This is a genomic window from Cupriavidus taiwanensis LMG 19424 (genome assembly GCF_000069785.1).
In the GTDB taxonomy this organism is placed as follows: Bacteria; Pseudomonadota; Gammaproteobacteria; order Burkholderiales; family Burkholderiaceae; genus Cupriavidus; species Cupriavidus taiwanensis.
In genome coordinates, this window is sequence record NC_010530.1 from 226,716 (window position 1) to 253,048 (window position 26,333).

The 26,333-nt window shown below is 68.0% G+C and carries 27 protein-coding genes; 17 read left to right on the forward strand and 10 right to left on the reverse strand.

The features are described from left to right. Nucleotides 1–12 precede the first annotated feature (12 nt). The 3 genes from pcaF to RALTA_RS16795 all read left to right on the forward strand — a co-directional run bounded on the left by pcaF (nt 13) and on the right by RALTA_RS16795 (nt 3,346). Nucleotides 13–1,215 (forward strand): 3-oxoadipyl-CoA thiolase, encoded by a 1,203-nt coding sequence (gene pcaF / locus RALTA_RS16785; RefSeq protein WP_012355063.1) that lies wholly within the window; start codon nt 13–15, stop codon nt 1,213–1,215. 191 nt (nt 1,216–1,406) lie between these two features. Next, nucleotides 1,407–2,138, forward strand: coding sequence for an SDR family NAD(P)-dependent oxidoreductase (locus RALTA_RS16790; RefSeq protein WP_012355064.1), 732 nt, complete (start codon nt 1,407–1,409; stop codon nt 2,136–2,138). Between the two features lie 200 nt (nt 2,139–2,338). Further along, nucleotides 2,339–3,346, forward strand: a complete 1,008-nt coding sequence (locus RALTA_RS16795) for a Bug family tripartite tricarboxylate transporter substrate binding protein (RefSeq protein WP_012355065.1) — start codon at nt 2,339–2,341, stop codon at nt 3,344–3,346. Between the two features lie 94 nt (nt 3,347–3,440). Here RALTA_RS16795 and RALTA_RS16800 read toward each other — a convergent pair whose 3' ends face one another. Then, a complete protein-coding gene (locus RALTA_RS16800; RefSeq protein WP_242405287.1) occupies nt 3,441–4,247 on the reverse strand; it encodes an amidohydrolase family protein in 807 nt (268 codons plus the stop codon). A 19-nt stretch (nt 4,248–4,266) separates the two neighbouring features. Here RALTA_RS16800 and RALTA_RS16805 point away from each other — a divergent pair, with 19 nt between their 5' ends. From RALTA_RS16805 to RALTA_RS16820, 4 genes are all read left to right on the forward strand, one after another. Then, entirely contained in the window at nt 4,267–4,557 is a 291-nt protein-coding gene (locus tag RALTA_RS16805) for a LysR substrate-binding domain-containing protein (protein WP_012355067.1), read from the forward strand. A gap of 195 nt (nt 4,558–4,752) precedes the next feature. After that, nucleotides 4,753–5,424, forward strand: a complete 672-nt coding sequence (locus RALTA_RS16810; RefSeq protein WP_012355068.1) for a CsgG/HfaB family protein — start codon at nt 4,753–4,755, stop codon at nt 5,422–5,424. A 42-nt stretch (nt 5,425–5,466) separates the two neighbouring features. Then, on the forward strand, nt 5,467–5,928 hold the full coding sequence (locus tag RALTA_RS16815; RefSeq protein WP_012355069.1) for a DUF4810 domain-containing protein: 462 nt from the start codon (nt 5,467–5,469) through the stop codon (nt 5,926–5,928). Continuing rightward, nucleotides 5,925–6,581 (forward strand): DUF799 domain-containing protein, encoded by a 657-nt coding sequence (locus RALTA_RS16820; RefSeq protein WP_012355070.1) that lies wholly within the window; start codon nt 5,925–5,927, stop codon nt 6,579–6,581. Before RALTA_RS16815 ends, RALTA_RS16820 begins: the two co-directional genes overlap by 4 nt. A 44-nt stretch (nt 6,582–6,625) precedes the next feature. Here RALTA_RS16820 and RALTA_RS16825 read toward each other — a convergent pair whose 3' ends face one another. Together RALTA_RS16825 and RALTA_RS16830 are read right to left on the reverse strand one after the other, a co-directional pair. Beyond that, the gene (locus tag RALTA_RS16825; protein WP_012355071.1) at nt 6,626–7,672 is read right to left on the reverse strand and encodes a phytoene/squalene synthase family protein; all 1,047 of its coding nucleotides are present in this window, start codon (nt 7,670–7,672) and stop codon (nt 6,626–6,628) included. Nucleotides 7,673–7,920: 248 nt separating this feature from the next. Then, complete coding sequence (locus tag RALTA_RS16830) at nt 7,921–8,577, reverse strand: dienelactone hydrolase family protein (protein ID WP_012355072.1); 657 nt, start codon at nt 8,575–8,577, stop codon at nt 7,921–7,923. Between the two features lie 212 nt (nt 8,578–8,789). On the opposite strand from RALTA_RS16830, the gene RALTA_RS16835 reads away from it, so the two are divergent. After that, nucleotides 8,790–9,716, forward strand: coding sequence for a LysR family transcriptional regulator (locus tag RALTA_RS16835; protein ID WP_012355073.1), 927 nt, complete (start codon nt 8,790–8,792; stop codon nt 9,714–9,716). Between the two features lie 12 nt (nt 9,717–9,728). Here RALTA_RS16835 and RALTA_RS16840 read toward each other — a convergent pair whose 3' ends face one another. Together RALTA_RS16840 and RALTA_RS16845 are read right to left on the reverse strand one after the other, a co-directional pair. Next, nucleotides 9,729–11,312 (reverse strand): aldehyde dehydrogenase (NADP(+)), encoded by a 1,584-nt coding sequence (locus tag RALTA_RS16840; RefSeq protein ID WP_012355074.1) that lies wholly within the window; start codon nt 11,310–11,312, stop codon nt 9,729–9,731. 96 nt (nt 11,313–11,408) lie between these two features. Further along, entirely contained in the window at nt 11,409–12,341 is a 933-nt protein-coding gene (locus tag RALTA_RS16845) for a dihydrodipicolinate synthase family protein (RefSeq protein WP_012355075.1), read from the reverse strand. A gap of 114 nt (nt 12,342–12,455) precedes the next feature. Here RALTA_RS16845 and RALTA_RS16850 point away from each other — a divergent pair, with 114 nt between their 5' ends. The 4 genes from RALTA_RS16850 to RALTA_RS16865 all read left to right on the forward strand — a co-directional run bounded on the left by RALTA_RS16850 (nt 12,456) and on the right by RALTA_RS16865 (nt 16,805). After that, nucleotides 12,456–13,412 (forward strand): LysR family transcriptional regulator, encoded by a 957-nt coding sequence (locus RALTA_RS16850; RefSeq protein WP_012355076.1) that lies wholly within the window; start codon nt 12,456–12,458, stop codon nt 13,410–13,412. Nucleotides 13,413–13,521: 109 nt separating this feature from the next. Beyond that, nucleotides 13,522–14,499 (forward strand): Bug family tripartite tricarboxylate transporter substrate binding protein, encoded by a 978-nt coding sequence (locus RALTA_RS16855; protein ID WP_012355077.1) that lies wholly within the window; start codon nt 13,522–13,524, stop codon nt 14,497–14,499. A 16-nt stretch (nt 14,500–14,515) separates the two neighbouring features. Continuing rightward, nucleotides 14,516–15,538 carry a 4-hydroxythreonine-4-phosphate dehydrogenase PdxA gene (locus RALTA_RS16860; protein ID WP_012355078.1) on the forward strand — a complete coding sequence of 341 codons (1,023 nt, stop codon included), beginning with the start codon at nt 14,516–14,518 and terminating at the stop codon, nt 15,536–15,538. A gap of 91 nt (nt 15,539–15,629) precedes the next feature. Further along, on the forward strand, nt 15,630–16,805 hold the full coding sequence (locus tag RALTA_RS16865; RefSeq protein WP_012355079.1) for an L-rhamnonate dehydratase: 1,176 nt from the start codon (nt 15,630–15,632) through the stop codon (nt 16,803–16,805). Nucleotides 16,806–17,016: 211 nt separating this feature from the next. Here RALTA_RS16865 and RALTA_RS16870 read toward each other — a convergent pair whose 3' ends face one another. Beyond that, nucleotides 17,017–18,012, reverse strand: a complete 996-nt coding sequence (locus RALTA_RS16870) for a LysR substrate-binding domain-containing protein (protein ID WP_012355080.1) — start codon at nt 18,010–18,012, stop codon at nt 17,017–17,019. Between the two features lie 206 nt (nt 18,013–18,218). Here RALTA_RS16870 and RALTA_RS16875 point away from each other — a divergent pair, with 206 nt between their 5' ends. Both RALTA_RS16875 and RALTA_RS16880 read left to right on the forward strand, forming a co-directional pair. Then, nucleotides 18,219–19,964: an IlvD/Edd family dehydratase gene (locus RALTA_RS16875; protein ID WP_012355081.1), complete on the forward strand. Its 1,746-nt coding sequence runs from the start codon at nt 18,219–18,221 to the stop codon at nt 19,962–19,964. A gap of 64 nt (nt 19,965–20,028) precedes the next feature. After that, nucleotides 20,029–21,372, forward strand: coding sequence for an MFS transporter (locus RALTA_RS16880; protein WP_012355082.1), 1,344 nt, complete (start codon nt 20,029–20,031; stop codon nt 21,370–21,372). A 21-nt stretch (nt 21,373–21,393) separates the two neighbouring features. Here the strand turns inward: RALTA_RS16880 and RALTA_RS16885 are convergent, their stop codons facing one another. Further along, nucleotides 21,394–21,630, reverse strand: a complete 237-nt coding sequence (locus tag RALTA_RS16885) for a hypothetical protein (protein ID WP_025582956.1) — start codon at nt 21,628–21,630, stop codon at nt 21,394–21,396. Nucleotides 21,631–21,835: 205 nt separating this feature from the next. Between RALTA_RS16885 and RALTA_RS16890 the strand changes: the two genes are divergently transcribed. Continuing rightward, nucleotides 21,836–22,381, forward strand: coding sequence for a GNAT family N-acetyltransferase (locus tag RALTA_RS16890; protein ID WP_012355084.1), 546 nt, complete (start codon nt 21,836–21,838; stop codon nt 22,379–22,381). Nucleotides 22,382–22,515: 134 nt separating this feature from the next. Beyond that, on the forward strand, nt 22,516–23,604 hold the full coding sequence (locus RALTA_RS16895; protein ID WP_407637538.1) for a hypothetical protein: 1,089 nt from the start codon (nt 22,516–22,518) through the stop codon (nt 23,602–23,604). A 118-nt stretch (nt 23,605–23,722) separates the two neighbouring features. On the opposite strand, the gene RALTA_RS16900 is transcribed toward RALTA_RS16895, so the two are convergent. Then, nucleotides 23,723–23,944: a hypothetical protein gene (locus tag RALTA_RS16900; RefSeq protein WP_012355086.1), complete on the reverse strand. Its 222-nt coding sequence runs from the start codon at nt 23,942–23,944 to the stop codon at nt 23,723–23,725. A gap of 312 nt (nt 23,945–24,256) precedes the next feature. On the opposite strand from RALTA_RS16900, the gene RALTA_RS16905 reads away from it, so the two are divergent. Further along, nucleotides 24,257–24,799, forward strand: coding sequence for a PadR family transcriptional regulator (locus RALTA_RS16905; protein ID WP_012355087.1), 543 nt, complete (start codon nt 24,257–24,259; stop codon nt 24,797–24,799). A gap of 18 nt (nt 24,800–24,817) precedes the next feature. On the opposite strand, the gene RALTA_RS16910 is transcribed toward RALTA_RS16905, so the two are convergent. Together RALTA_RS16910 and RALTA_RS16915 are read right to left on the reverse strand one after the other, a co-directional pair. Beyond that, the gene (locus tag RALTA_RS16910) at nt 24,818–25,813 is read right to left on the reverse strand and encodes an NAD(P)H-dependent flavin oxidoreductase (protein WP_012355088.1); all 996 of its coding nucleotides are present in this window, start codon (nt 25,811–25,813) and stop codon (nt 24,818–24,820) included. Between the two features lie 75 nt (nt 25,814–25,888). Next, on the reverse strand, nt 25,889–26,320 hold the full coding sequence (locus RALTA_RS16915; protein ID WP_012355089.1) for a nuclear transport factor 2 family protein: 432 nt from the start codon (nt 26,318–26,320) through the stop codon (nt 25,889–25,891). Between the last annotated feature and the right edge of the window lie 13 nt (nt 26,321–26,333).

Here is a 26,333-nt window from a genome sequence, read left to right on the forward strand (position 1 = left end):
GAGAGACGCACCATGACCGAAGCCTTTATCTGCGACGCCATCCGCACCCCCATCGGCCGCTACGGCGGCAGCCTGTCCGCGGTGCGCGCGGACGACCTCGGCGCGGTGCCGCTGAAGGCGCTGATGGCCCGTAACGCCAACGTCGACTGGAAGGCCATCGACGACGTGATCTACGGCAACGCCAACCAGGCCGGCGAAGACAACCGCAACGTGGCGCGCATGTCGTCGCTGCTGGCGGGCCTGCCGCAGGACGTGCCGGGCGCCACCATCAACCGCCTGTGCGGCTCCGGCATGGACGCCACCGGCACCGCCGCGCGCGCGATCAAGGCTGGCGAAGCCAACCTGATGATCGCCGGTGGCGTGGAAAGCATGAGCCGCGCCCCGTTCGTGATGGGCAAGGCCACCAGCGCGTTCTCGCGCGATGCGCAAATCTTCGACACCACCATCGGCTGGCGCTTCATCAACCCGGCGATGCGCGCCGCCTACGGCGTGGACTCGATGCCCGAGACCGCCGAGAACGTCGCCACCGACTACAAGATCAGCCGCGAAGACCAGGACCTGATGGCGCTGCGCAGCCAGGAAAAGGCCTCGCGCGCACAGGCCGACGGCACGCTGGCCCAGGAAATCACCGCGGTCACGATTGCGCAGAAGAAGGGCGACCCCATCGTGGTCGAGCGCGACGAGCACCCGCGTGCCACCAGCATGGAAGCGCTGGCCAAGCTGCGCGGCGTGGTCCGCCCTGACGGCACCGTCACCGCGGGCAATGCCTCGGGCGTGAACGACGGCGCCTGCGCCATCCTGCTGGCGAGCGAAGCCGGCATCAAGCAACATGGCCTGACCCCGCGCGCGCGCATCGTCGGCATGGCCACCGCCGGCGTGGCGCCGCGCGTGATGGGCATCGGCCCGGCACCGGCCACGCAGAAGCTGATGAAGCAACTGGGCATGACGCTGGACCAGATCGACGTGATCGAACTGAACGAAGCGTTTGCCGCGCAAGGCCTGGCCGTGCTGCGTGAACTGGGCATCGCCGACGACGACAAGCGCGTCAACCCCAACGGGGGCGCGATCGCGCTGGGCCACCCGCTCGGCATGAGCGGCGCGCGCCTGGTGACCACCGCGATGTACCAGCTGCACCGCACCGGCGGCCGCTTCGCGCTGTGCACGATGTGCATCGGCGTGGGCCAGGGTATTGCGATGGTGATCGAGCGCGTCTGAGCGCGGCGGTTGTGAATTGCTGAGTGTTGTCTCCCCTCTCCCGCTTGCGGGAGAGGGGCGGGGAGAGGGCAGGCGCAGGTCAAGCACGACAAGCCTGCACTCCGTGGCGGCTCCCGCCCTCTCCCGAACCCTCTCCCGCAAGCGGGAGAGGGAGCAGGACAGCGGTAGTTTTTATTGAGTGAGTCCCAAAGATGTCCCTCCCCGTAGCCACCCTCGTCACCGGCGGCAGTGCCGGCATCGGCCGCGCCATCTGCGAAATGCTGCTGGCGGATGGCGTGACCCAGGTCGTCAATGTCGACTACGCCGCGCCGGCGTGGTCCCATCCCAACATGACCTTCTTCCAGGCGGACCTGACCGACGCCGAGGCGACCCGCGCCGCGGCGGAACAGGTAACGTCGCGCTTCGCGGTCACGCGCCTGGTGAACAATGCCGGCGCCACCCGCCCCGGCACCGCCGATACCGCCACCGTTGCCGACCTGGACTACGTGACCGGCCTGCACCTGCAAGCCCCGCTGCTGTTGCTGCAAGCCTGCCTGCCGGCGATGCGCGCCGCAGGCTTCGGCCGCATCGTCAACATGGCCTCGCGCGCCGCGCTGGGCAAGCCCGAGCGCGTGGTGTACTCGGCCACTAAGGCCGGCCTGATCGGCATGACCCGCACGCTGGCGATGGAACTGGGCGGCGACGGCATCACCGTCAACGCGGTAGCCCCGGGGCCGATCGCCACCGAGCTGTTCCGCAAGAGCAATCCGGAAGGCGCTGAGCAGACCAGGCGCATCCTTGCCAGCATCACCGTCAAGCGCATGGGCACCCCGGAAGACGTCGCGCGCGCCGCGCTGTTCTTCCTGTCGCCCGACAACGGCTTCGTCACCGGCCAGGTGATGTACGTGTGCGGCGGCACCACGCTGGGCGTTGCGCCGGTCTAAACACCGGCAGGCCCGCGCGACTCAAGCATTCAACAAGAAGAGACGTTAACCAAGCGTCACGCATGGCGGCCCGCAAACGGGCCGCCCACCGGAAGCGCGCGTGTGCGTGCCTTCCGTTCGGGAACGGCAATCACGCCATTCAGCACAACCTCCCGCGGTACCCATCACCGCCGGAACGACATAGCACCGGAGCATTACCGATGAGACAAGATTCCCAGACCTCCACCACGCGCCGCCGCCTGCTTGCCGCCGGCGTGGCACTGGCCACCGCCATCGCCGGCTTTGCCGGCGCGGCCCACGCGCAGGGCGGCTACCCGACCAAGCCGATCACGCTGATCGTGCCGTTCTCGGCCGGCGGCACCACCGACATCCTGGCCCGCATCGTCGGCCTGCAGCTGGGCAAGGCGCTCGGCCAGCCGGTGGTGATCGACAACCGTCCGGGCGCGGGCGGCAACATCGGCGCCTCGCTGGCCGCCAAGGCCCCGGGCGACGGCTACACGCTGTTCATGGGCACCATCGGCACGCACGCGATCAACCAGTCGCTGTACTCCAAGCTGCCGTACGACCCGGTCAAGGACTTCGCCCCGATCACCCGCGTGGCGATGGTGCCGAACCTGGTGGTCGCCAACCCGAAGGTGCCGGTCAACAACATCAAGGAACTGATCGCCTACGTCAAGGCCAACCCGGACAAGCTGTCGTACGGCTCGTCGGGCAGCGGCTCCTCGATGCACCTGTCGGGCGAACTGTTCAACTCGATGACCGGCCTGCACATCCAGCACATTCCGTACAAGGGCAGCGCCCCCGCCGTGAACGACCTGTTGGGCAACCAGATCGGCCTGATGTTCGACAACATGCCGTCGTCGTACCCGCACGTGAAGGCGGGCAAGCTGCGCGCGCTGGCCGTGACCTCGGCCAAGCGCTCGCCGGCGCTGCCCAACGTGCCGACCGTGGCGGAATCTGGCGTGCCGGGCTATGAAGCGACCTCGTGGTTCGCGCTGTACGCCACCGGCGGCACGCCGCAGGCCATCGTCGACCGCCTCAATGCCGAGGTGGTGAAGATCCTGGCCATGCCCGACGTGAAGAAGCAGATGGCCGACCAGGGCGCCGAGCCCAACCCGGAAAAGCCGGCCCAGCTGGCCGCGTTCATGAAGTCGGAAACGGCAAAGTGGGCGAAGGTGGTGAAGGCTTCGGGGGCGACGGTGGATTGAGTCGTGCCCGCTGTAGCGACGGCGCCTCGCGTGCGACGCGAGGCGCCGCCAGTGAATGCCCCCAGGCCTGCGGCGTGGGGGCAGTTTTCTTTGGTCAGGCCTTCAGCGCATCGACCGTCGGATGGTCTTGAAGCCAGCGGGCGCGCCGCTCGAACAGGTCGGGGACGGCAAGGTTCACGGCGCGGATCGCGTCGTCAAGCTCGCCGGACAGCAGCATTCCCCCGTCGACCACCACGCGCCCGGCAACCATGGTCAGGTCGACATCGCCGCCCTGCACCGCGTGCACCAGGTTGTGATGAAGGTTGCCTGTTGCGCCGCCCAGCAGCGGCGTCATGCGCGGCGTGTCGGTGCGCACGGCGATCAGGTCTGCCTGCTTGCCGGCTTCGAGCGAGCCGGTATCGCGGTCCAGCCCCAGGGCGCGCGCGCCGTCGATGGTGGCCATGCGGCACACCGACCACGCATCAAGCGCGGAAGCATCCAGCGTTGACAGCTTGGCCAGCAGCGACGCGGTCTTCATCTCCTCGAACATGTCGAGGTTGTTGTTCTCCTTCTCGCCATCGGTGCCCAGGCCGACGGCAATGCCGGCGGCGCGCATCCGTTCCACCGGCGCGGCGCCGCTGGCCAGCTTCATGTTGCTGACCGGATTGTGCGCCACGCCGGCGCCGCGCCGGGCCAGGATCCCGATCTCGTCATCGTCCAGCCACACGCCATGCGCCAGCAAGACCCGCGGTGCGTCCAGCAAGCCGAACTCCTGCAACGCCTGCACCGGGCGCATGCCGTGCCGCCGCAGCGTCTCTTCCACATCGAAGCGGCTTTCATTGCTGTGCGTATGGAAACCGACCTGGTGGCGCTGGCTGATCTCGGTGCAACGGCGCCATGCCTGCGGCGTGGCATAGAACATATGCTCCAGCCCCACCCAGGTGGCGCATCTGCAGACCAGCGAATACCTCAAGTGCCCGAAGCGGTGGCACCTGCAGAGCCAGGTGGCGCTGATCGACCTGCTGCGCCAGGGCATCGGCTGGTCGATGGTGCCGCGACGACTGATCGCTGCTGAACTGGCGTCGGGCGAGCTGGTCGAGTTGCGGCTGGCGGCTTATCCGTTCACGGAGTGGACCGCGGGCCTGGATCTGCTGTGGAATGCCGAGGCCAACACCGGTGTGGTGGGCGCGTGGCTGAAAGCGGAGATCATGCGCACGCGGATTGTGGTGTAGGCAGGCGGGCTAAGGATTTGCCAAAGCCTGCCGTAAGACAGAACGGCGATCCGTGCGCCCCGCCGCGCCAGCTCTTGATCCATATTGACTTTCCCTGGCAGGACTCGGTGTAGCATGGCGCGCCGCGGGCCGCCATGGTGCGCGTGCGCCAATGGCATCCGCTCAATCACAACAGGGAGAAATCAAGTGAAAACCATGAAATCGTGCTGCCTGCTCGGCGCGGCAGCCGCCGCGCTGCTGCTGGCAGGCTGCGCCACCGAAACCTCGACCGCCTTGCCGGTGCAGAAGGTGGAAAGCGCCAGCCGGCCGTATAACGGCGTGCGCACGCCGATTGCCGTCGGCAAGTTCGACAACCGTTCCAACTACATGCGCGGCGTGTTCTCGGACGGCATCGACCGCCTGAGCGGGCAGGCCAAGACCAGCCTGGTGACCCATCTGCAGCAGACCAACCGCTTCAATGTGCTGGAGCGCGAGAACCTGGAAGAGATCAAGCGCGAGGCAGCGATCAAGAACCAGGCGCAACGCCTCAAGGGCGCCGACTACGTGGTCACCGGCGATATCACCGAGTTCGGCCGCAAGGAAGTGGGCGACGTGCAGTTGTTCGGCATCCTCGGCCGTGGCCGCGAGCAGGTGGCGTATGCCAAGGTCAATCTCAACATCGTCAACATCAACACCTCGGAAGTCGTCTATGCCACGCAAGGCGCGGGCGAATACAAGCTGTCGAACCGCGAGGTGATCGGTTTTGGCGGCACGGCCAGCTACGACTCGACGCTCAACGGCAAGGTCATGGACCTGGCCATGCGCGAGGCCGTGAACAACCTGGTCAGCGCCATCGAGACGGGCGCCTGGAAGCCGGCCCAGCAATAAGCGCACGGTCGCGGCGCCAATTCCAACGCAACGAGAACAACAATGATGAACACGGTCATGCTGCATCGCGCAGCATTATTGTCGGCCGCCGGCAGCCTCCTGCTTGCCGGCTGCGCGGCGCCCAAGCCCATGTACCAGTGGGAGGGCTATCAAACGCAGGTGTACGAGTATTTCAAGGGAGAATCCAGGGAAGCGCAGATTACCGCGCTGGAAAGCGGCCTGCAGAAGATCCAGGCGCAGAGCGGGTCGGTGCCGCCGGGCTATCACGCCCAGCTTGGCTTGCTGTACCTGAACACCGGCAAGGGCGACCAGATGATCAAGGAATTCCAGACCGAAAAGACGCTGTTTCCGGAGTCGGCGCCTTATATGGATTTCCTGCTGAGGAACGTCAAGAGCGATACCCGCACCGAGATCAAGACCGGCGCCGCCGCCGGCAAGGATAGTGGTACCGCCACCACCACCGCCACCACCACCACCGCCACCACCGCAAGGAGCGCCCAATGATGCGCCGGCTCCTTACCTATGTCGCGGGCGTGGCCATGGCCATGCTGTTCGCCGGCTGCGCCGTGCCGACCAAGCAGGTGGATTACTCCGCGTTCAAGTCCAGCCGGCCGCGCTCGATCGTGGTGTTGCCGCCGCAGAATACGTCGCCGGACATCAAGGCCACCTATGCCATGCTGTCGCAAGCCACCTTCCCGCTGGCGGAATCGGGCTACTACGTGTTCCCCGTGGCCGTGGTCGACGAAACCTTCCGGCAGAACGGCCTGACGGTGCCGGACGACATCCATGCCGTGCCGCCGGCCAAGCTGCATGAGATCTTCGGGGCAGACGCCGCGCTGTACATCACCGTGACCGAGTACGGATCCCGCTACCAGATCCTCAGCAGCGTCACGCGCGTTGCGGCCAACGCCAAGCTGGTCGACCTGAAGAAAGGCGACGTCCTGTGGTCCGGCACCGCGGTGGCGGCCACCGACAGCTCCAGCAGCGGCGGCGGGCTGATCGGCATGCTGATCAGTGCGGCCATCACGCAGGCGATGAACCACACCATGGACGCCAGCTACACCGTTGCCGGCAGCACCAGCTTCCGTCTGCTGGCAGCGGGCCAGCCCGGCGGCCTGCTGTATGGGCCGCGCTCGCCCAAATACCAATCCGACTAAGTCGTCCGAAGTCGTCTGGCCGAGGCGGCACGAGCCGTGCTGCCTCAGCCGGTGATCGCGGCGATATCGCGCTTCAGCCGTGCAAACCAGAAGCGCAACAGCCGGTTCGACAGCACCGCCGGCAGCGAGCCCGCCAGGATCCGGTAGACCCCGCTGCGCGGCAGCCGCGACGCCCTGGCGGGATCGAGCCAGTCTTCATTGCGCACCAGGCGCTTCAGCGTCTCCATGCCGATCAGCACCGGCCACAGGCAGGCCAGCCGCAGCCTGACGAAGCGCGCCGGGATGGCCAGCGTATAGGCCAGCGCTTGGTCGAAGTGTTCCAGCGTGTGGCGCACCAGCTCGAACATCAGCGGGCGCGCGCGCGTGGAGGCGTCCGGGCGCAGCAGGTCCTGCGCGTGCAGACCGTGCCGCTCCAGCATCGTTTGCGGCAGGTAACAGCGGCCGATGCGCAAATCCTTGCCGCAGTCGCGCAGCACATTGGTCATCTGCAGGGCTTTGCCAAAGCGAATCCCGTGGCGCAGCATGGTCTCGGTGTCGCCGATCGCGCCCTGCATGTGGGCGGCGGCCATGCGGGTCCAGAATTCGCCCACGCAGCCTGCGACCAGGTAGGTGTAGTGGTCCAGCTCTTCCACCTTGCGCAGAGAGACGATGTGCCCCGCGCGTTCATCGGGGAACGTGCGCAGGTCGAACTCCATCCCTTCTGTCAGCGTCGACACGATCTGCCGCACCGCGGTGCGGTCTGCCGGCTCCAGTTGCGCCAGCGCCGCCAGCGCGTGTTCAACCGACTCGAGCAGGATGCGTTCGTCGGACTGCTCCTGCCGGCTTGCCACTTCCGCGGCGAAGTCGGGCATTGACGCCGCCCTGGCATTCACGCCGTTGACCTGCTCGCGTAGCGACAACAGCAATGCCAGCCGCCGTTCCGGTGCGATCAGCGCGGTATCCGCAATGGTGTCCGCGGCGCGTGCGAGCAGATAGGCCAGCCCCACCGGATCCCGCATGCGCGCGGGCAGCACGCGCAGCGTCAGGTAGAACGAACGCGACACGCCTTTAAGCAGCGGACCGAGGAGGAATTCCCGGCTGGTGTCGCGCATGGGTGGTGACCTGTCCCTTGAGAAATTGGCGTGGATGCGCCCGCTCGGCAATGCCGCGGACCGGCACATTGTACCTGCGGCGTCGCTCGCCCCTTGTCACAAAGGGGAAAGTCCGGGGCATGCAAGGGAAAGCGGAAAGTCGCACCGGCCTGATCGCCGGGGTGCGCGCCGCCTGCCCCGAAATGGTCATCCAAGGACATTGACTTGCCAGTTGGCGACACCCGCGGCGCAGGGGGCTTACACGTTGCTTAGGGCGATGCCTTGCACAGATAGCGCTCGAACCATTGCGCCGCCAGGCGGGCCACCGACTGCAGCGCGCCGGGCTCTTCGAACAGATGGGAAGCGCCGGGGACGATCACCAGCTTCTTCGGACATGCCAGCTGGGCGAAGGCCGACTCGTTCCGTTCCAGCACGCTGACATCGAGCCCGCCCACGATCAGCATGGTCGGTGTCGGCAGGGTGGCCAGGGCGTCGGCGCCTGCCAGGTCGACCCTGCCGCCGCGCGAGACGATGGCGCCGATCGGGATTGGCGACAGGCTGGCGGCGCGAATCGATGCGGCGGCACCAATGCTGGCACCGAAGTAGCCCAGCCGAGCTGGCATGCCGGCCTGCTGCGTGACCCAGCTGGTGGCATGGGCAAGCCGCTCGGCCAGTAACGCAACGTCGAAGCGGATCGCCTGCACCTGGTCTTCGTCGGGCAGCAGCAGATCCATCAGCAAGGTTCCGATGCCGCAGCGATTGAGTTCGGCTGCCACGTAGCGATTGCGCGGGCTATGGCGCGAACTGCCGGTGCCGTGCGCGAACAGCACCAGTGCCGCGGCGCCCGGTGGCAGCGCGAGCACGCCTTGCAAGATCACGCCGGCGGCCGGGATCGTCACCTCGGTGATGTTGGCATCGCCATGCATGGCGCTGGCCTCCCATGGATGTCACGGATGCGGCCCCGATGTGCAGGGCGTGAGAACCGGCCGCATCGCCATTCACTATAGGGCGGGCATGGCAGCGGGGCCAGCCAACGGCATCGCAGTGATAGCTGCAGGTTGACCATCCTGGGTAAAGCGATAAGAATTTGCGATCACAGGCACGAGCCTGTCCTTGCATCCCCGCCTTCGTCCTTCCCATGATCCCACCCGTCAGCACCCTCCACGGCCGCCTCAAGATGCAGCACCTGCGCCTGCTGCTCGCCGTGGAAGAGCGCGGCTCGCTGCGCCAGGCCGCGGAAGCACTGACGCTGACGCAGCCCGCGGTCAGCAAGATGCTGCAGGACATGGAAGACCTGCTCGGCGTGCCATTGTTCGAGCGCCATGCGCGCGGGCTGCGGCCGACGCGGTTCGGGCTGGCGGCGACGCGCTACGCGCGGCTGGTGTTTGCGGATATGGGGGGCTTGCGCGACGAGCTGGTGGCGCTGGAGTCGGGCAAGATCGGCCGCGTGCGCGTGGGCGCGGTGATGGCGCCGACGCCGGGGCTGCTTGCCGACGTGATCCGGCAACTCAACCGCGATCATCCGCGGCTGGAGGTGGCGGTGCATGTCGAGACCAGCGACGTGCTGATGCCGCAGCTCGAGCGCGACCAGCTCGATCTTGTGCTGGGCCGGGTGCCGGATGGCTGGGACAGCAGCGGGCTGGCGTTCGAGCAACTGGGCGACGAGGGGCTGGCGATCGTGGTCGGGCCGCAGCATCCGCTGGCACGGCGGCGCAAGCTGACGTTCGCAGAGCTGACGCGCTACCCGTGGATCATGCAGCCGCGCCCCAGCCCGATGCGCGCGCTGATCGACCGCTCGTTCGAGGACGCCGGCGTGCCGGCGCCGCCGTCGACCATCGAAACCGCGGCGGTGCTGATGACCACCTCGTTGCTGGCGGACAGCGAGCTGATCGCGGTGTTGCCGGAGTCGGTGGCGGCCTACTATGGCAGGCTCGGCGCGCTGGCGGTGTTGCCGCTGCCGCTGCCGCGCAAGCTGGGGCCCTATGGCATCGTCACGCGGCGGGGCCGCCCGCCGACCGCATCGATGAGCCTGCTGATCGATGCGTTGCGGGCGCTGTCGCGCTAGGGCGCCAGGACTTCAGCCGGCGCAGCCAGGCAGCTTGCCGTCCACGCGCCAGCTGTGGCGTTGCGGGCTGTCGGGGCACAACGACGCGGGCAACAGGCCTGCCGGCATGTCCTGGTAGCAGACCGGGCGCAGGAAACGTGCGATGGCCAGGCTGCCGACCGAGGTGCTGCGGCCGTCGGAAGTGGCCGGCCACGGGCCGCCATGCACCATCGCATGGCCGACTTCCACGCCGGTGCCGAAGCCGTTGACCAGGAGGCGCCCCGCCAGCCGTTCCAGCGCGGGAAGGAACGCGCGGGCCGCGTCGTGGTCGGCGTCATCCAGATGCAGCGCGGCGGTCAGCTGGCCTTCCAGTGCGTCGATGACGCCGCGCATCTCGGCGAGATCGCGGCAGCGCACCACCAGCGCGGCGGCGCCGAAGACTTCGTGGCGCAGCGCGGGGTCGGCGAGGAAGGCGGCGGCGTCGGTGGCGAACAGTGCCGCCTGTCCCTGGGTGGCCGATCCCGCCGGACCGCGCGCGACAGTCTGTACCTGGGCGTGCCCGGCGAGCGACGCCACACCGGCGCAATAGGCGCGATGGATGCCGGGAGTCAGCATGGTCGCCGCCGGCAGCGTGGCCAGCCGCGCCGAAGCGGCCTGCAGGAAGCGGTCCAGGTTGTCCCCTGCAACGGCCAGCACCAGGCCGGGATTGGTGCAGAACTGCCCGGCGCCCAGCGTCAGCGAATCGGCGAAGGCGGTGCCGATGGCTTCGGCGCGGCTGGCCAGCGCATGCGGGAACAGCAACACCGGGTTGACGCTGCTCATCTCGGCATAGACCGGGATCGGTTCGGCGCGCGCGGCCGCGATCGCCATCAGCGCCATGCCGCCGGCGCGCGAGCCGGTGAAGCCGACGGCCTTGATGCGGCGATCCGCCACCAGCCCTTGTCCGATCTCCAGCCCCGCGTCGAACAGCAGCGAGAAGGTCCCCTCGGGCAGGTCCAGGTCATCGACGGCCTTGCGGATCGCGCGGCCGACCAGCTCCGACGTGCCCGGGTGCGCGGGATGCGCCTTGACGATGACGGGGCAGCCGGCGGCCAGCGCCGATGCCGTATCGCCGCCCGCCACCGAGAAGGCCAGCGGGAAGTTGCTGGCGCCGAACACCGCCACCGGCCCCAGCGGGATCTGGCGCAGGCGCAGGTCCGGGCGCGGCAGCGGCTTGCGTTCGGGCTGGGCCGGATCCACGCGCAGTTCCAGGAAATCGCCCTGGCGCAGCATGTTCGCGAACAGCCGCAGCTGGCCCACGGTGCGGCCGCGCTCGCCCTCGATGCGGGCGCGCGGCAGGCCGGATTCGGCGACGCAGCGGTCGACCAGCGCATCGCCTAGCGCCAGGATGTTGGCGGCGATGGCTTCGAGGAAATCGGCGCGGCGCCCGGGTGCGGTTTCGCGGTAGGGGTCGAATGCTTGCCAGGCGAGGGCGCAGGCGTGGTCGAGCTGCTGCGGCGTGGCGCCGCCGAAGGCGGGTTCCAGTTCGGTGCCGGTGGCGGCGTCGATGGCGTGGAGGGTGCCGTGGGTGCCGCGTAGTGATTGGCGGCCGATCAGGAGGTTGCCGGTGAGGGTCATGGTGGGGTTCGGATAGGCGTTGGCAGGTGTGCGTTCAGAACGGGAAGGGGGCCGGCGCCTCTCGATACGAGGCGCCGGCACATCAAGGACAGTGCCTCACCGCCCCCACCGCAACACCAGCGGATCCAGCCGCCGCGCGATTCGCAGCAGTCCTTCGCGCGTGGCCGGGTGCATTGGCTGCAGCGGGTGGCGTACCGCGTCCGATGCGATCACGCCGCCTTCCTGCATCAGCACCTTGCTGGTCGCCAGCCAGCCCTGGCGGTTTTCATAGTTGATCAGCGGCAGCCATTGCTGGTAGCGCTGCGCGGCCAGTTCCGCGTCGCCGGCCTGCCAGGCATCGAGGATCTGGCGGATGCCGTCGGGAAAGCCCGCGCCGGTCATGGCGCCGGTGGCGCCCGCTTCCAGGTCGGCCATCAGCGTGATGGCCTCTTCGCCGTCCCAGGGGCCGACGATGGCGTCGCCGCCAAGCTCGATCAGCTCGCGCAGCTTGGCCGCGGCCTGTGGCACCTCGATCTTGAAGTACGACACATTGCCGATCTCGCGCGCCATGCGCGCGAGGAACGGCGCGCTCAGCGTGGTGCCGCTGACCGGCGCGTCCTGGATCATGATGGGGATGTCGATAGCGTCCGAGACCGTGGCGAAGAATTCATGGATGCTGCGCTCGGGCATGCGGATGGTGGCGCCGTGGTAGGGCGGCATCACCATCACCATGGCCGCGCCGGCATCCTGCGCCGCGCGGCTGCGCTCGGCGCACAGGCGCGAGCTGAAATGCGTGGTGGTGACGATCACCGGCACGCGGCCGTCGACGTGTTCCAGCACGGTCTTCATCAGCACGTTGCGCTCGTCGTCGCTGAGCACGAACTGCTCGGAGAAATTGGCCAGGATGCAGAGGCCGTGCGAGCCGGCATCGATCATGAAGTCGATGCAGCGGCGCTGGCCGTCCAGGTCGAGCCCGCCTTGCGCGTCGAAGATGGTGGGCGCCACCGGGAATACGCCGCGGTAGACGGTGGGAGTTGGGCTGCGGGTCATGGTCTGTCTCGGGGCTTTCGGTCAATGGGTCGGGCCAATATACGAGCCGCCCGGCCGGCTGTATATTGAAACCTTTCCATCTGGTGATCGCTTTTGCGACTCACTCGCCCTGTCATGAAATCTACCCTGGAAACCGTCATGGGCCGCCTGCGCGTGAAGCAGTTGCAACTGCTGATCGCGCTGGACGAACACGCCTCGCTGCACCAGGCGGCAGCGGCCATGGCGATGACCCAGTCCGCGGCGAGCAAGTCGCTGCAGGAGCTGGAAAGCATGCTGGAGGCCCCGTTGTTCGAGCGCTCCCGGCGCGGCATGCGGCCCAACGCCTTCGGCCATTGCGTGATCCGGCACGCGCGCCAGCTGGTGGCCGACCTGGGCGCGATGTGCGACGAGGTGGCCGGCATCCGCGCCGGCAGCGGCGGCCGCGTCGCCGTCGGCACCATCATGGGCGCGGTCCCCGACGTGCTGGTGCCGGCGCTGGCGCAGTTGCGCCAGGCGCACCCGGAACTGGCGCTGGAAGTGATCGAGGACACCAGCCGCCGCCTGCTGGAACTGCTCGACGACGGCCACCTGGACCTGGTGATCGGCCGCTCGCTGGTCAGCGACGAGCCGGGGCGGTATCACTATCACCCGCTCGGCGACGAGCAGGTGGCGGTGGTGGTGGGGCGCTCGCACCCCGCGCCGCGCACGGCTGCACTGGGCTTTGCCGACCTCAAGGGATATCGCTGGATCACGTATGCCGGCCATATGCCGATGCATGCGCTGCTGCAGCGCGAACTGGACCTGGCCGGCATGAGCTTTCCGGCCAATGCGGTGTCGACCTCGTCGGCGTTCGTCACGGTGGCGATGCTGCAGGGCGATCCCGGCCTGGTATCGCTGCTGCCGGCGGGCGTGGCCGACATGTTCGTGCGCCAGAAGATGCTGCGCATCCTGCCCGTGCGGCTGCAGTCGCGCCAGCAGACCTTCGGCATCGTCACGCGGCGCGGAGGCGGCTTGTCGGCAGCGGCGCGGCAGCTGGTGGCTATCCTGAAAGCAGGCCTGCGCGGACCCGGTGCGGCGCAGGGCAAGGTATAACGTCAGGTGATCGCCAGTTCAAAAAACGTCAGTAGTAGCGAATCGCTGATGCTCCTATAGTCTGGCCATCCGCGCCGCAGAGCCGGACAGCAAACGACGGAGACAGGCAATGAAGACATGGATCGCCGGCGCACTCGCCGGCCTCGCCACGGTGGCCGCGGTGGCCGCGACAACAGGCGCGGCATGGGCCCAGGACACACGGCCGGTGCGGCTGATGGTGGGTGCCGCGCCAGGCGGCGGTACCGACGTGATGGCGCGTATCGTCTCCGACAAGCTCGCCGCGCAGCTGAAGCAGCCGGTGGTGGTGGACAACCGCCCGGGCGCGTCCAATACCATTGCCGCGGACATCACCGCCAAGGCGCCGGCGGACGGCAATACGCTGCTGATGGGCGTGGTCACCTCGCAAGCCATCGCGCCGCACCTGCTCAAGCTGCAGTTCGATCCGCTCAAGGACCTGGCGCCGGTGGCGCTGGTGTCGACCGTGCCCAATGTGCTGGTGGTCAACAATCAGGTGACGGCGCGTGACGTCAAGGCGCTGGTGGCGCAGATCCAGGCGAATCCGGACAAGTTCCGCTACAGCTCGTCGGGGGTCGGCAGCACCCAGCACCTGGCCGGCGCGGCCTTTGCGCGCCAGATCAAGGGCAAGCTGCTGCATGTGCCGTACAAGAGCAGCAGCAGTGCGCTGGTGGATCTGATGGGCGGGCAGGTGGACATGAGCTTCGAGACCATGCCCTCGGTCATCAGCCATATCAAGGCCGGCAAGTTGCGCGCGCTGGCGGTGACCGCCGACCAGCGCTCGGCACTGCTGCCCAACGTACCCACCCTGGCCGAAGCCGGCGTGCCGGGCATCCAGATGAGTGCGTGGTACGGGGTCTATGCCCCGGCCGGCACGCCGCCCGCGACGCTGCAGAAGCTCGGCGCGGCGCTGGCAACGGTCATCAAGGATCCCGACACCGTGCGCCGGCTGGCCGACGTGGGCGCGGTGCCCGGCGCGCTGAACGCGGCGCAGTTCGATGCGTTCTCGCGTGCCGAATATGCGCGGTACGGCAAGCTGATCGCGGAACTGGGCGTCAAGCTCGACCAATAATATTTTCGGAAGCCTCATGCATTCCCGTCCAAGAATCGCCATGGTGCTGGGCGACCCCGCCGGCATCGGTCCCGAACTGATCGCACGCCTGCTGGCCGACCCGGCCAGCAGCGCACAGGCAGATATCCTGCTGATCGCCGACCGTGCCGAATGGCGCCACGGCATGCAGGTCGCCGGGGTCGAGCTGGCCCTGGCCGAGACCGATGTGCCCGCCTTCGCCGCCGATGGCCAGCCCCGCCTGTACCACTGGCAGTTGCCCGACAGCGCGGCCTATGCGCGCGGCGTGGCCAGCGCCGAAGGCGGGCGCTACAGCCTGGGCACGCTGAAGCTGGCGCTGGAGCTGGCGCAGGCCGGACAGGCCGATGCCATCCTGTTCGGGCCGCTGAACAAGAGTTCGCTGCACGCCGCCGGCATGGCCCACAGCGACGAGCTGCACTGGTTCGCCGAACAACTCGGCTACCGCGGCGATTTCTGCGAGTTCAACGTGCTGGACGGGCTGTGGACCTCGCGCGTGACTTCGCACGTCGCGCTCAAGGACGTGCCGGCGCTGATCACGCCGGAGCGCGTGGGCGGCGCGATCGACCTGATCGACCAGGCGCTGCGGCGCGCCGGCATGGCCAGCCCGCGCATCGCGGTATGCGGCCTGAACCCGCACAACGGCGACAACGGCGCCTTCGGCCGCGAAGAGATCGACGTGATTGCTCCCGCCGTGGTTGCGGCGCGCGAGCGCGGCGTCAATGCGCAGGGCCCGTTCCCGGCCGACACCATCTTCCTGAAGGTGCAGGGCGGGCCGTCGCAGCGGCAGTTCGACGCCATCGTCACCATGTACCACGACCAGGGGCAGATCGGCATCAAGCTGATGGGTTTCTCGCGCGGCGTCACGGTGCAGGGCGGCCTGCCGGTGCCGATCACCACGCCCGCGCACGGCACCGCGTTCGATATCACGCAGCAGGGCCGCGCCGATCCCGGCGCCACGCTGCAGGCGTTCCAGATTGCCTGCCGCATGGGGGCGCAACGGCGCGCCGCCGCGCAAGCCTAGTCACCCGTCCATCCACTACCGGAACCAGCATGACCGCCCCCGGCGCGGCCGGGGGGCGTTCGCGCCAACGCATTGCCATCAGGAGCTGAACATGAAGATCACCAACGTCCGCGCCCGCGTCTTTGAATGGAAGGGCAAGACCGTTCCGCCGCAGGCGCATTTCTGCACCAACGCCACCGACATCCTGTTCGAGCGCGGCGACGCCATGGGCTCGTTCCGCTTCCACGGCTGGATGGTGGTCGAGATCGAGACCGATACCGGGCTGGTCGGCATCGGCAACTGCGCGCTGGCGCCGCGCGTGGCCAAGCAGATCGTCGACCAGTACCTGGCGCCGGTGGTGGTGGGCCAGGATCCGTTCGACAACGAATACCTGTGGCAGAAGATGTATCGGCGCACCCATGCCTGGGGCCGCAAAGGCATTGGCATGGCGGCGATCTCGGCGGTGGATATCGCGCTGTGGGACCTGATGGGCAAGGCCGTCGGCAAGCCGGTGTTCAAGCTGCTGGGCGGTCGCACCAAGGAAAAGATCTGGTGCTATGCCTCCAAGCTCTACAACAACGACGACCGCGATGCCTTCCTGGCCGAGGCGCAGCGCTACCTCGACCAGGGCTTTACCGCGATGAAGATGCGCTTCGGCTATGGCCCCAAGGACGGTCCCGCCGGCATGCAGAAGAACCTCGAGCAGGTGCGCCTGCTGCGCGAGCTGGTCGGCGACGGCGTCGACATCATGCTGGAGTGCTACATGGGCTGGACGCTCGAATACGCGCGCCGCATGCTGCCGCGCCTGGCCGAGTTCAACCCGCGCTGGCTGGAAGAGCCGGTGATCGCCGACGATATCGAAGGTTATATCGAGCTGAAGAAGGCCAGCCCGTTCCCGATCTCCGGCGGCGAGCACGAATTCACATCGTACGGCTTCAAGGACCTGCTCGAGCGCCGCGCGGTCGACGTGATCCAGTACGACACCAACCGCGTCGGCGGCATCACCGCGGCGCAGAAGATCAACGCCATGGCCGAGGCCTGGTCGGTGCCGGTGATCCCGCACGCCGGCCAGATGCACAACTACCACCTGACCATGGCGTCGACCGCGTCGCCGATGGCCGAGTATTTCCCCGTGCACGACGTCGAGGTCGGCAACGAGCTGTTCTACTACATCTTCAAGGGCGACCCGGCGCCGGACAACGGCACCCTGCAGCTTGACGACAACCTGCCGGGGCTGGGGCTGGAACTGAACGAGGCGTATTTCGACCAGTTCGACATCATCGGCTGACGCCAAAATGCCGGTTCAGTTAAGAGATCAATCACTACTGTCATTCCCGCGCAGGCGGGACAATGCGCGGATGCGCATTGGACGTCCGGAGGACGGCCCGCAGGGTGAGCGGTAGCGAGCAATCCAGCGTCTTTCTCGTCCCCTTCGGAATAAAGTCACTGGGTTCCCGCCTTCGCGGGAACGACGGTCGCTAACTGAACGGCATGACGGCTCACCCCGTCGCCTGCCCGCCATAGATCGCGTGCGCGGCCTCGCGCAGCGCCTCGGCAACCAGCAGCGCCCCGGGCGACATCAAGCGGTCGGTCGGCGTGATCAGGCCGAAGTCGTCCATGTGGCAGGGCATCGCCATCGGCAGGATCTCCATCATGCCGAACGCGGCGTAATACTGCGCCACGTCGGCGGTCAGCACCGCGATCATGTCCGACTGCGTCACCATGCGCGTCAGGAACAGCAGCGCGGCGGTCTCGATCACATTGACCGGCGGCGCCAGGCTGGCGCGCTGGAACATCAGCTCGAAGCGATGGCGCAACACGGTGCCGGCCGGCGGAATCAGCCAGGCGGCATCGGCGGCGGCAGCCAGCGACAGATCGGGCGCCGCCAGCATCGGATGGCCCGGGCGCACCACCGCGCAGACCGGCTCTTGCGCCATCGGCTCGTAGCGCAGCCGTCCCTTGTCGTGCTCGGGAAACAGGCGCGCCACCACCATGTCCAGCTTTTCCTGACCCAGGCGGTCGAGCAGCACGTTGCTGTTGTCGATCTCGACTGACACCCGCAGCCCCGGATAGGCGGCCTTGATTCGCGCGATCGCCGCGGGCAGCAGCCGCACCCCGGGCGAGGTGATCGCGCCGATCGCCACATGGCCGAGGCGCCCGGCCTTTAGCGCCAGGACCTCTTCCCGCGCCTGGTTCAGGCTGCCTACCACCGCTCGCGCGTGCCGGATCATCGCGCGGCCGTAGTCGGTCGGGGCCATGCCGCGCGGCAGGCGCTCGAACAAGGGCACCGACAGCAGTTCCTCCAACTCGCGCAGCAGCTTGGACGCGGCCGGCTGCGTCATTGACAGCCGCTCGGCCGCGCGGTGGATGCTGCCTTCGTCGGCGACTGCAAGCAGCAGCAATAGCTGGCGGGTCTTGAGGCGGGTGTGGTTGTGCCACGTCGGCACGGCCCCGGTGGCCGGGGAAATGGCGGAGGAAGCGGGGGCAGCTGGCATGGGTCAGGGTTAATACGGATGCCGGAATCGATATGGCAATGGCCGAACTCTTCATTAGTAGCATATCGGCAAGCTGCATACACTGCGTCCCACACACACAACGACCGGAGACAGCATGGTGCCGCGCCCCGCGGTGACCCGTCCGCTGGATCCGTCGTCCCTGCCATTCGCGCCGCCAGCCATGGCGGCCCTGCACCAGGAACAACATGTCGGATTTCCACGACAAGCAACGCAAGCCGCTGCGCTCGACCGCGTGGTTCGGCACCGCCGACAAAAACGGCTTCATGTATCGCAGCTGGATGAAGAACCAGGGCATTCCCGATCACGCCTTCGACGGGCGCCCGGTGATCGGCATTTGCAATACCTGGTCCGAGCTCACGCCCTGCAACGCCCACTTCCGCAAGCTGGCCGAGCACGTCAAGCGCGGCGTGTATGAAGCGGGCGGCTTCCCAGTCGAATTCCCGGTGTTTTCCAACGGCGAATCCAACCTGCGCCCGACCGCGATGCTGACGCGCAACCTGGCCGCGATGGATGTCGAGGAAGCCATCCGCGGCAACCCGATCGATGCCGTGGTGTTGCTGACCGGCTGTGACAAGACCACGCCCGCGCTGCTGATGGGCGCGGCCAGCTGCGACGTGCCGGCCATCGTCGTCACCGGCGGGCCGATGCTCAACGGCAAGCTCGACGGCAAGGACATCGGCTCGGGCACCGCGGTGTGGCAGCTGCATGAATCGCTGAAGGCGGGCGAGATCAACCTGCACCAGTTCCTGTCGGCCGAGGCCGGCATGTCGCGCTCGGCCGGCACCTGCAACACCATGGGCACGGCCTCCACCATGGCCTGCATGGCCGAGGCGCTCGGCACCTCGCTGCCGCACAATGCCGCGATCCCCGCGGTGGACGCGCGCCGCTACGTGCTGGCGCACATGTCCGGCATCCGCATCGTCGAGATGGCGCGCGAGGACCTGACGCTGTCGAAGATCCTGACGCGCCAGGCGTTCGAAAACGCGATCCGGGTCAACGCGGCAATCGGCGGTTCCACCAACGCCGTGATCCACCTGAAGGCGATCGCCGGCCGCATTGGCGTGCCGCTGGAACTGGAAGACTGGAGCACGGTGGGGCGCGACACGCCGACGATCGTCGACCTGATGCCATCGGGCCGCTTCCTGATGGAAGAGTTCTACTACGCCGGCGGCCTGCCCGCGGTGCTGCGCCGCCTGGGCGAGGCCGGGCTGCTGCCGCATCCCGGCGCGGTCACCGTCAACGGCAAGGCGATCTGGGACAACGTCAAGGACGCGCCAATCACCAACGATGAAGTCATCCGCCCGCTGCACCAGCCGCTGATCCGCGACGGCAGCATCCGCATCCTGCGCGGCAACCTGTCGCCGCGCGGCGCTGTGCTCAAGCCGTCGGCGGCGACGCCCAAGCTGCTGCGCCACCGCGGCCGCGCGGTGGTGTTCGAGAACCTGGAGCACTACAAGGAACGCATCGTCGACGAGTCGCTCGAGGTCGACGAGAACTCGGTGCTGGTGCTCAAGCGCTGCGGGCCGCGCGGCTACCCGGGCATGGCCGAGGTCGGCAACATGGGCCTGCCGCCCAAGCTGCTGCGCCAGGGCGTCAAGGACATGGTGCGGATTTCCGACGCGCGCATGAGCGGCACCGCCTATGGCACGGTGGTGCTGCACGTGGCGCCGGAAGCCGCTGCCGGCGGGCCGCTGGCGATCGTGCGCGACGGCGACTGGATCGAGCTCGACTGCGAGGCCGGGCGCCTGCACCTGGACATCGACGAAGCCGAATTCGCGCGCCGCATGGCCGACGTGCAGCCGCTGCAGGCGCCTGCCGACGGCGGCTATCGCAAGCTGTACGTCGATCACGTGCTGCAGGCCGACCAGGGCTGCGACCTCGACTTTTTGGTGGGCTGCCGCGGCCGCGAGGTGCCGCGCCACTCGCACTGAGCCAGTGCACTAATTCGCCGACCGCCATGACGCGGCCGGCCAAGACAAGACAAGGAGACTCGCCATGCAAGGCACCCAGACCGCGCCGATGGAGCGCGCCGCCCCCACCCGGGGCGAAACTGCACTAGCCGCCGAGGAGCACCGCATCGTCGGCATGCTGGTGCGGCGGCTGATTCCATTCCTGGCGCTGATCTACGTGGTCGCGTATATCGACCGCTCGGTGGTCGGCTTCGCCAAGCTGCACATGAACGCGGCCATCGGCATCAGCGATGCCGCCTATGGCCTGGGCGCGGGCCTGTTCTTCGTCGGCTACTTCCTGTGCGAAGTGCCAAGCAACCTGGCGCTGGAACGCTTTGGCGCGCGCCGCTGGTTTGCGCGCATCCTGCTCACCTGGGGCGTGATTACCATGGCGATGGCGTTCACGCAGGGCGCGCACAGCTTCTACGTGCTGCGCTTCCTGCTGGGCGCGGCCGAGGCGGGGCTGTATCCGGGCATCCTCTACTTCCTCACCAAGTGGTTCCCGATGCGACACCGCGCCCGGATCATCGGCCTGCTGGTGCTGGCGCAGCCGATCGCGCTCATCATCACCGGACCGCTCGCGGGGCTGGTGCTGTCCACGCATGGCCTGTTCGGCATGAGCAACTGGCAGACGCTGTTCGTGCTGAGCGGCCTGCCAGCGGTGCTGCTGTGCCTGCCCACGCTGAAGCTGCTGCCCGAGTCGCCGGCCAGCGCCGCGTGGCTGGCGCCGGCGGACCGCGCCTGGATAGAGCGCGAACTGGCCGCCGACCAGGCCGCCTATGCGCTCAAAGCGCACGGCAATCCGCTGCGGGCGCTGAGGGACAAGCGCGTGTTGCTGCTGTCGCTGCTGTTCCTGCCGTTTCCGCTCAGCATCTACGGGCTGTCGCTGTGGCTGCCGACCATCATCAAGCAGTTCGGCGTCACCGATGCGATGACCGGCCTGCTGTCGGCCGTGCCCTACCTGTTCGCCGTGGTCGGGCTCTGGCTGGTGCCGCGCCATTCGGACCGCAAGGGCGAGCGCTACGGCCATATCGTGGTGGTGTCGGGCATGGCAGCCGTCACCATGGCGCTGAGCGCGTGGGTGCAGTCGCCGGTGCTGCAATTCCTGTTTATCTGCCTGACCGCGTTCTCGATCTATTCGATCCAGGCTGTGGTGTGGGCGCTGCCCGGCGAGTTCCTGACCGGCGCCACCGCGGCGGTGGGCATCGCCACCATCAATTCGCTGGCCAACCTTGGCGGTTATTTCGGGCCGTATGGGATCGGCGTGATCAAGGATGCCACGGGCAGCCTGGCGGCCGGGCTGTATTTCCTGGCGGCGATGCTGCTGTTTGCGGTGCTGATGGCCTTTGTCGTGCGCGCGGCGCTGCGGCCGGCGCCAGGGCGCGCCTGAGGCGGGGCACAACGCGCGGGATCAGGGCCGCCGTTTCCTCCACTCATAGTCGGGCGGCGGATCCGCCGCGCCGGCGCGGCCGACCGAGTCGGGGTTTTCCGAGCACAGGGTGACAAAGCTCACCGCCTCGCCCGCGTGCTGGCGCTGGCGCAGCGCTTCGGTAAAGCGCAGCGCCTCGCGCATCGCGTCGCTCGGAAACGACTGCGCGTGTGGCGTAAGTCCGGTCCCAAGGGCCTCGGACCAGTAGACCATGTACATAAGGCTTCCTTTGCTTGAGCGGGGGCTGCCCGGTGTGCTGCAACCTTCGTTCCCGCTGCCGTGGCTGCGCGCAAGGGAAGGCCGCGGGTGCCGGGGACCACGATTGCAATCGCTTCCTCCGCCTTTTGCAAGCTTTGGCATCGCGGGCGCACAATGAGCGCTTTCCGTGCGCCCCGGCACCGCTGTGCCGTTCCCGTCTCGTCTCATGCCCGATATTGCGCTGATACCCGGCACCGCCGCCGATGCCGACCGGCTTGCCGCCATGCACGCCGCCAGCTGGCAGCACACCTATCCCGGCATGCTGCCGGACGATTACCTGCGCGAGCAGGCCTACCCCGAACGCCTGGCCGCCTGGCGCGCGCGCATGCATGACGGCGCGGACGGGCCGGCCGAGGTCACGCTGGCGCTGGTGGACGGTGTGGCGGCCGGCTTTGCCTGCCTGTTGCCGGAGGCCGACCCGCGCTTCGGCATCTACCTGGACAACCTGCATGTCCTGCCCGCCTTCCATGGCCAGGGACTGGGCAAGCGGCTGCTGGCGCATTGCGCGCAGCGCGTGGCGCAGGGCTGGCCCGGGCAGCCGCTGTTTCTCTATGTGCTGGAGGCCAATGCGCAGGCGTGCGAGTTCTACCAGCGGCTGGGCGGCGCGGCGTCGGCGCCGTTCGAGGACGATTTCCACGGCCCCGCGCTGCGCGTGATGGTGCGGCGCGTGACCTGGCCCGACGTGGCCGCGCTGGCCAGTCGGCTGGCGTAAGCCAGCACAGCGGCGCGGCAGGCGTTGCCATGCCGCGCGCCACTGGCCTACCATCGCCGCCATGCCAACCGGAGACGACCCCCATGAGCCGACAGACCGCCCGCCTGCCTCAGCCCGCCCGTTCGCGCCTGGCGATGACGCTGGCCGCCGCCGCCATCGCGGCGCTGGCCGGCTGCGCCGGCACGCACCCCATGCCGCCCGCCGCGGACAAGGCTGCCGATGCCGCGCCAGCCAGTCCGCACTGGCAGCGCCTACATCTTGGCGCAGGCCCGGGCTATGACTTCCCGGTCTATGCCAACCATCGGCTCGACGGCGACCTGTCGCGCATTCGCGAAGTGGTGTTCGTCCAGCATGGCCTGCAGCGCAACGGCGATGATTACTATGCCGCCGGCGCCGAACTGCTGAAGGCCAGCGGCCGCAAGCCGGACGAGGTGCTGCTGCTCGCGCCGAATTTCCCCGGCACGCCCGACCAGAAGAAGGGCTTTACGGGCATGCCGCATTGGTCGGTGCAAGGCTGGCTCAGCGGCGAGGACGCGGTCGACGGCCCGGCCCGCGTCAGTTCGCTGCAAGTACTGGACGACCTGCTTGCCTTCGTCACAAACAAGGCGCGGCTGCCGCAGGTGCGCAAGGTAACCATTGCCGGCCACTCCGGCGGCGCGCAGATCGTGCACCGCTACGCGGCGCTCAACCATGCCGACGAGCGCATCCGCGCGGGCGGCATCGACCTGCGCTATGTCGTGGCCAATCCGTCGTCGTACCTGTATTTCACGCCGGTGCGGCCGGCTGGCGCCGAGGGCAAGTCGTTCGCGCCGTATGACATCGCCCGCTGTCCGGACTACGACAAATACCGCTACGGCATGCAGGACATGGTGCCGTATGCGAAAGGCGCCGACGGCATGGCGCTGTACCGGCGCTATGCCGGGCGCCAGGTCACCTATCTGGCCGGCACCGAGGACAACGATCCCAACCACCGCGTGCTCGACAAATCGTGCGGCGCCGAGGCCGAGGGCCCCACGCGGCTGCAGCGTGCGCGCGGCTACCTGCGCTACGAGCGCTACCTCGCCGGCCCGGGTCTTGTCACGCGCCACCAGGCGTATGAAGTGGTGGGCGTGGGGCACGACCAGGCGCGCATGTTCGGGTCGCAATGCGGGGCGCAGGCCGTGTTTGGCATGCCGGAGGCGGCCAATGCCGGCGGCGCGGCCTGCCGCGCGCCGCAGCTCTGAGGCGGGCGCGCCGGTTGCTGTGATGGCAAGAAAAAACCCGCGAAACTCGCGGGTTCAAGTCCCTGCCCGCAGGATCGGGCTCGGAGGAGACAACCACAGGGAAAACGGTGGCGCAGGATCAGCCCAGGTTGTATTTGACGACCTGTTCCTCGACGCCGACAAAACGCACCAGCTGGCGCATGCCGCTGGGATATTCCTTGATATGGTGCCCGTCAGGCGTATCGGGCAGCCGGTAATAGACTGGCGCCTTGTCGTGCACTGGCGCCAGCAGGCCGAGCGGGCGCGCGTCGGCCTCCCAGGCCACGTCGCGGTCTTCGGCAAGCAGGATTTTTCCGTTCATGGACACACTCCAAAGTTGCTGCATGGTGCGGCCGGGGGGCGGATCGTTTTTGCTCGCACAGTTTCAATGTATGGAATGTATGGCATGCAGGCGAGAAATGCCATTCAGCGTTTTTTAATTCTGTCTGGCGGGAAATTTCTCAACTGACAAAATCGACGAATATGTCGTTCTCCGTCATCTCCGCGCGCCGCCGTCGGGTACCGGCCCGGCATGGGATACCATAGCGCCAGTTTTTGAAAGTGCGGTGACCGGCGCGCCTGCCGGCACGCTGTGCTGTGAATTCACTCCGATAACCCCGCGCCCCGCAGACGCATGTCGACCCAGCACGCCTTGTTGATCTCCCTGATCGAAAAGCCCTCGTCCGGCTACGACCTGGCGCGGCGCTTTGACCGCTCCATCGGTTATTTCTGGCATGCCACGCACCAGCAGATCTATCGCGAACTGGGCCGCATGGCGGACAGCGGCTGGATTGCCGCCGATGACGACGCGGCGGAAGGCGAGGCGGGGGCCGACCGGCGCAACCGCAAGAAGGTTTACCGGGTATTGCCGGCGGGTCGGGACGAGCTGGCGCGCTGGGTGCTGGCGCCGGGAGCGGGCCTGGACCAGCGCGAGGAGATCCTGGTCAAGCTGCGCGCCGATGCGGTGATCGGCCCGCTTGGGCTGGGCGACGAGATGCGTCGGCTGATCGCGCTGCACCGCGCCCGCCTCGAGACCTACCTGGCCATCGAGCGGCGCGATTTCTCGGCGCCGGACATGGACCGCGCACAGCAACTGCGCTATGCGCTGCTGCAGCGCGGCATCCGCTTCGAGACCGACTGGGTGGCCTGGGGCGAAGCCCTGCTGCCGCTGCTGTAGCGGCAGCAGGCGGTCCGGTCAGGCCAGATCGACGGCCCGGGCGCCGGCCGGGCTGGCTTCGCCCAATCCCAGGCGGCGCCGCGCGAGCGCGTACTCTTCGGCAAAGCGGCGCACCAGTTCAGCCGCCGGCACCACGCGCTTGATCGCGCCGACGCCCTGGCCGGCGCCCCAGATGTCCTTCCACGCCTTCACGCTGGTCGAGCCGAAATTCATCTTCGACGGGTCCGATTCCGGCAGCGCGTTCGGGTCCAGCCCGGCGCGCTCGATGCTGCCGCGCAGGTAGTTGCCGTGCACGCCCGTGAACAGGTTGGAATAGACGATGTCGTTGGCATTGCTGTCGACGATCATCTGCTTGTAGCCTTCCTGTGCGTTGGCTTCCTGCGTGGCGATGAAGGCCGAGCCGATATAGGCCAGGTCGGCGCCCGCGGCCTGCGCGGCCAGGATGGCGTCGCCGCTGGAGATCGCGCCCGACAGCAGCAGCGGGCCGTCGAACCACTCGCGGATCTCGTGCAGCAGCGCGAACGGCGACAGCGTGCCGGCATGGCCGCCCGCACCGGCCGCCACCGCCACCAGGCCATCCGCGCCTTTTTCGATCGCCTTGCGTGCGAACGTATTGTTGATCACGTCATGCAGCACGATGCCGCCGTACGAGTGGACCGCGTCGTTCACTTCCGTGCGCGCCCCCAGCGACGTGATCACGATGGGCACCTTGTAGCGCACGCACAGTTCCAGGTCATGCTCGAGCCGGTCGTTGGACTTGTGCACGATCTGGTTGACCGCGAAGGGCGCCGACGGGCGCTCGGGGTGCTTCGCGTCGTGTTCGGCCAGCTCGGTGGTGATGCGGTCCAGCCATTCCTCCAGCTTGGGCGCCGGGCGCGCGTTCAGCGCGGGGAACGAGCCGACCACGCCGGCCTTGCACTGGGCGATGACCAGATCGGGGTTGGAGATGATGAACAGCGGCGAGCAGACCACCGGCAGCGAAAGCCGGTTCTGGAGCTGGACGGGAAGGGCCATGGGAAGTCTCCTGGGTAATTCCGGGTAATTCGGGGAAGCGAAACGGCAAACGACGATGCGCTGCCGGCGCGCGCGTCAGGCGGCGCCGGTCAGCACGTGTTTCTGGCTGGCCAGGCGCGCGGCCATGGCGGCGGCCAGCGCCTCCAGGCCGGAGCGCGGGCGCACCATGACCTCGAACTCGGCAATGCGGCCGGCGTCGTCGAAACGGATCATGTCGATGCCCTTGAGCGCCTTGCCGTCCACGGCAGCGCTGAATTCCAGCACGACGCTGTGGCCGTCTTCGCTGACAAAGCTGCGGTGATAGCGGAAGTCCTGGAACACCTGGTTCACCGTGGTCAGCACCAGCGCGATGGCGGCGCGGCCGGGATACGGCGTGTGCGCGACCGGGGAGCGGAACACCACGTCATCGGCGACGATGGCATCGAGTCCGGCCATGGACTGGGTGGCAATCATCTGGTGCCAGGCATCGAGCGAAGCCTGGGCGGCGGGGAGCAGGGCAGTGGTCACGGGGTCTCCTGGC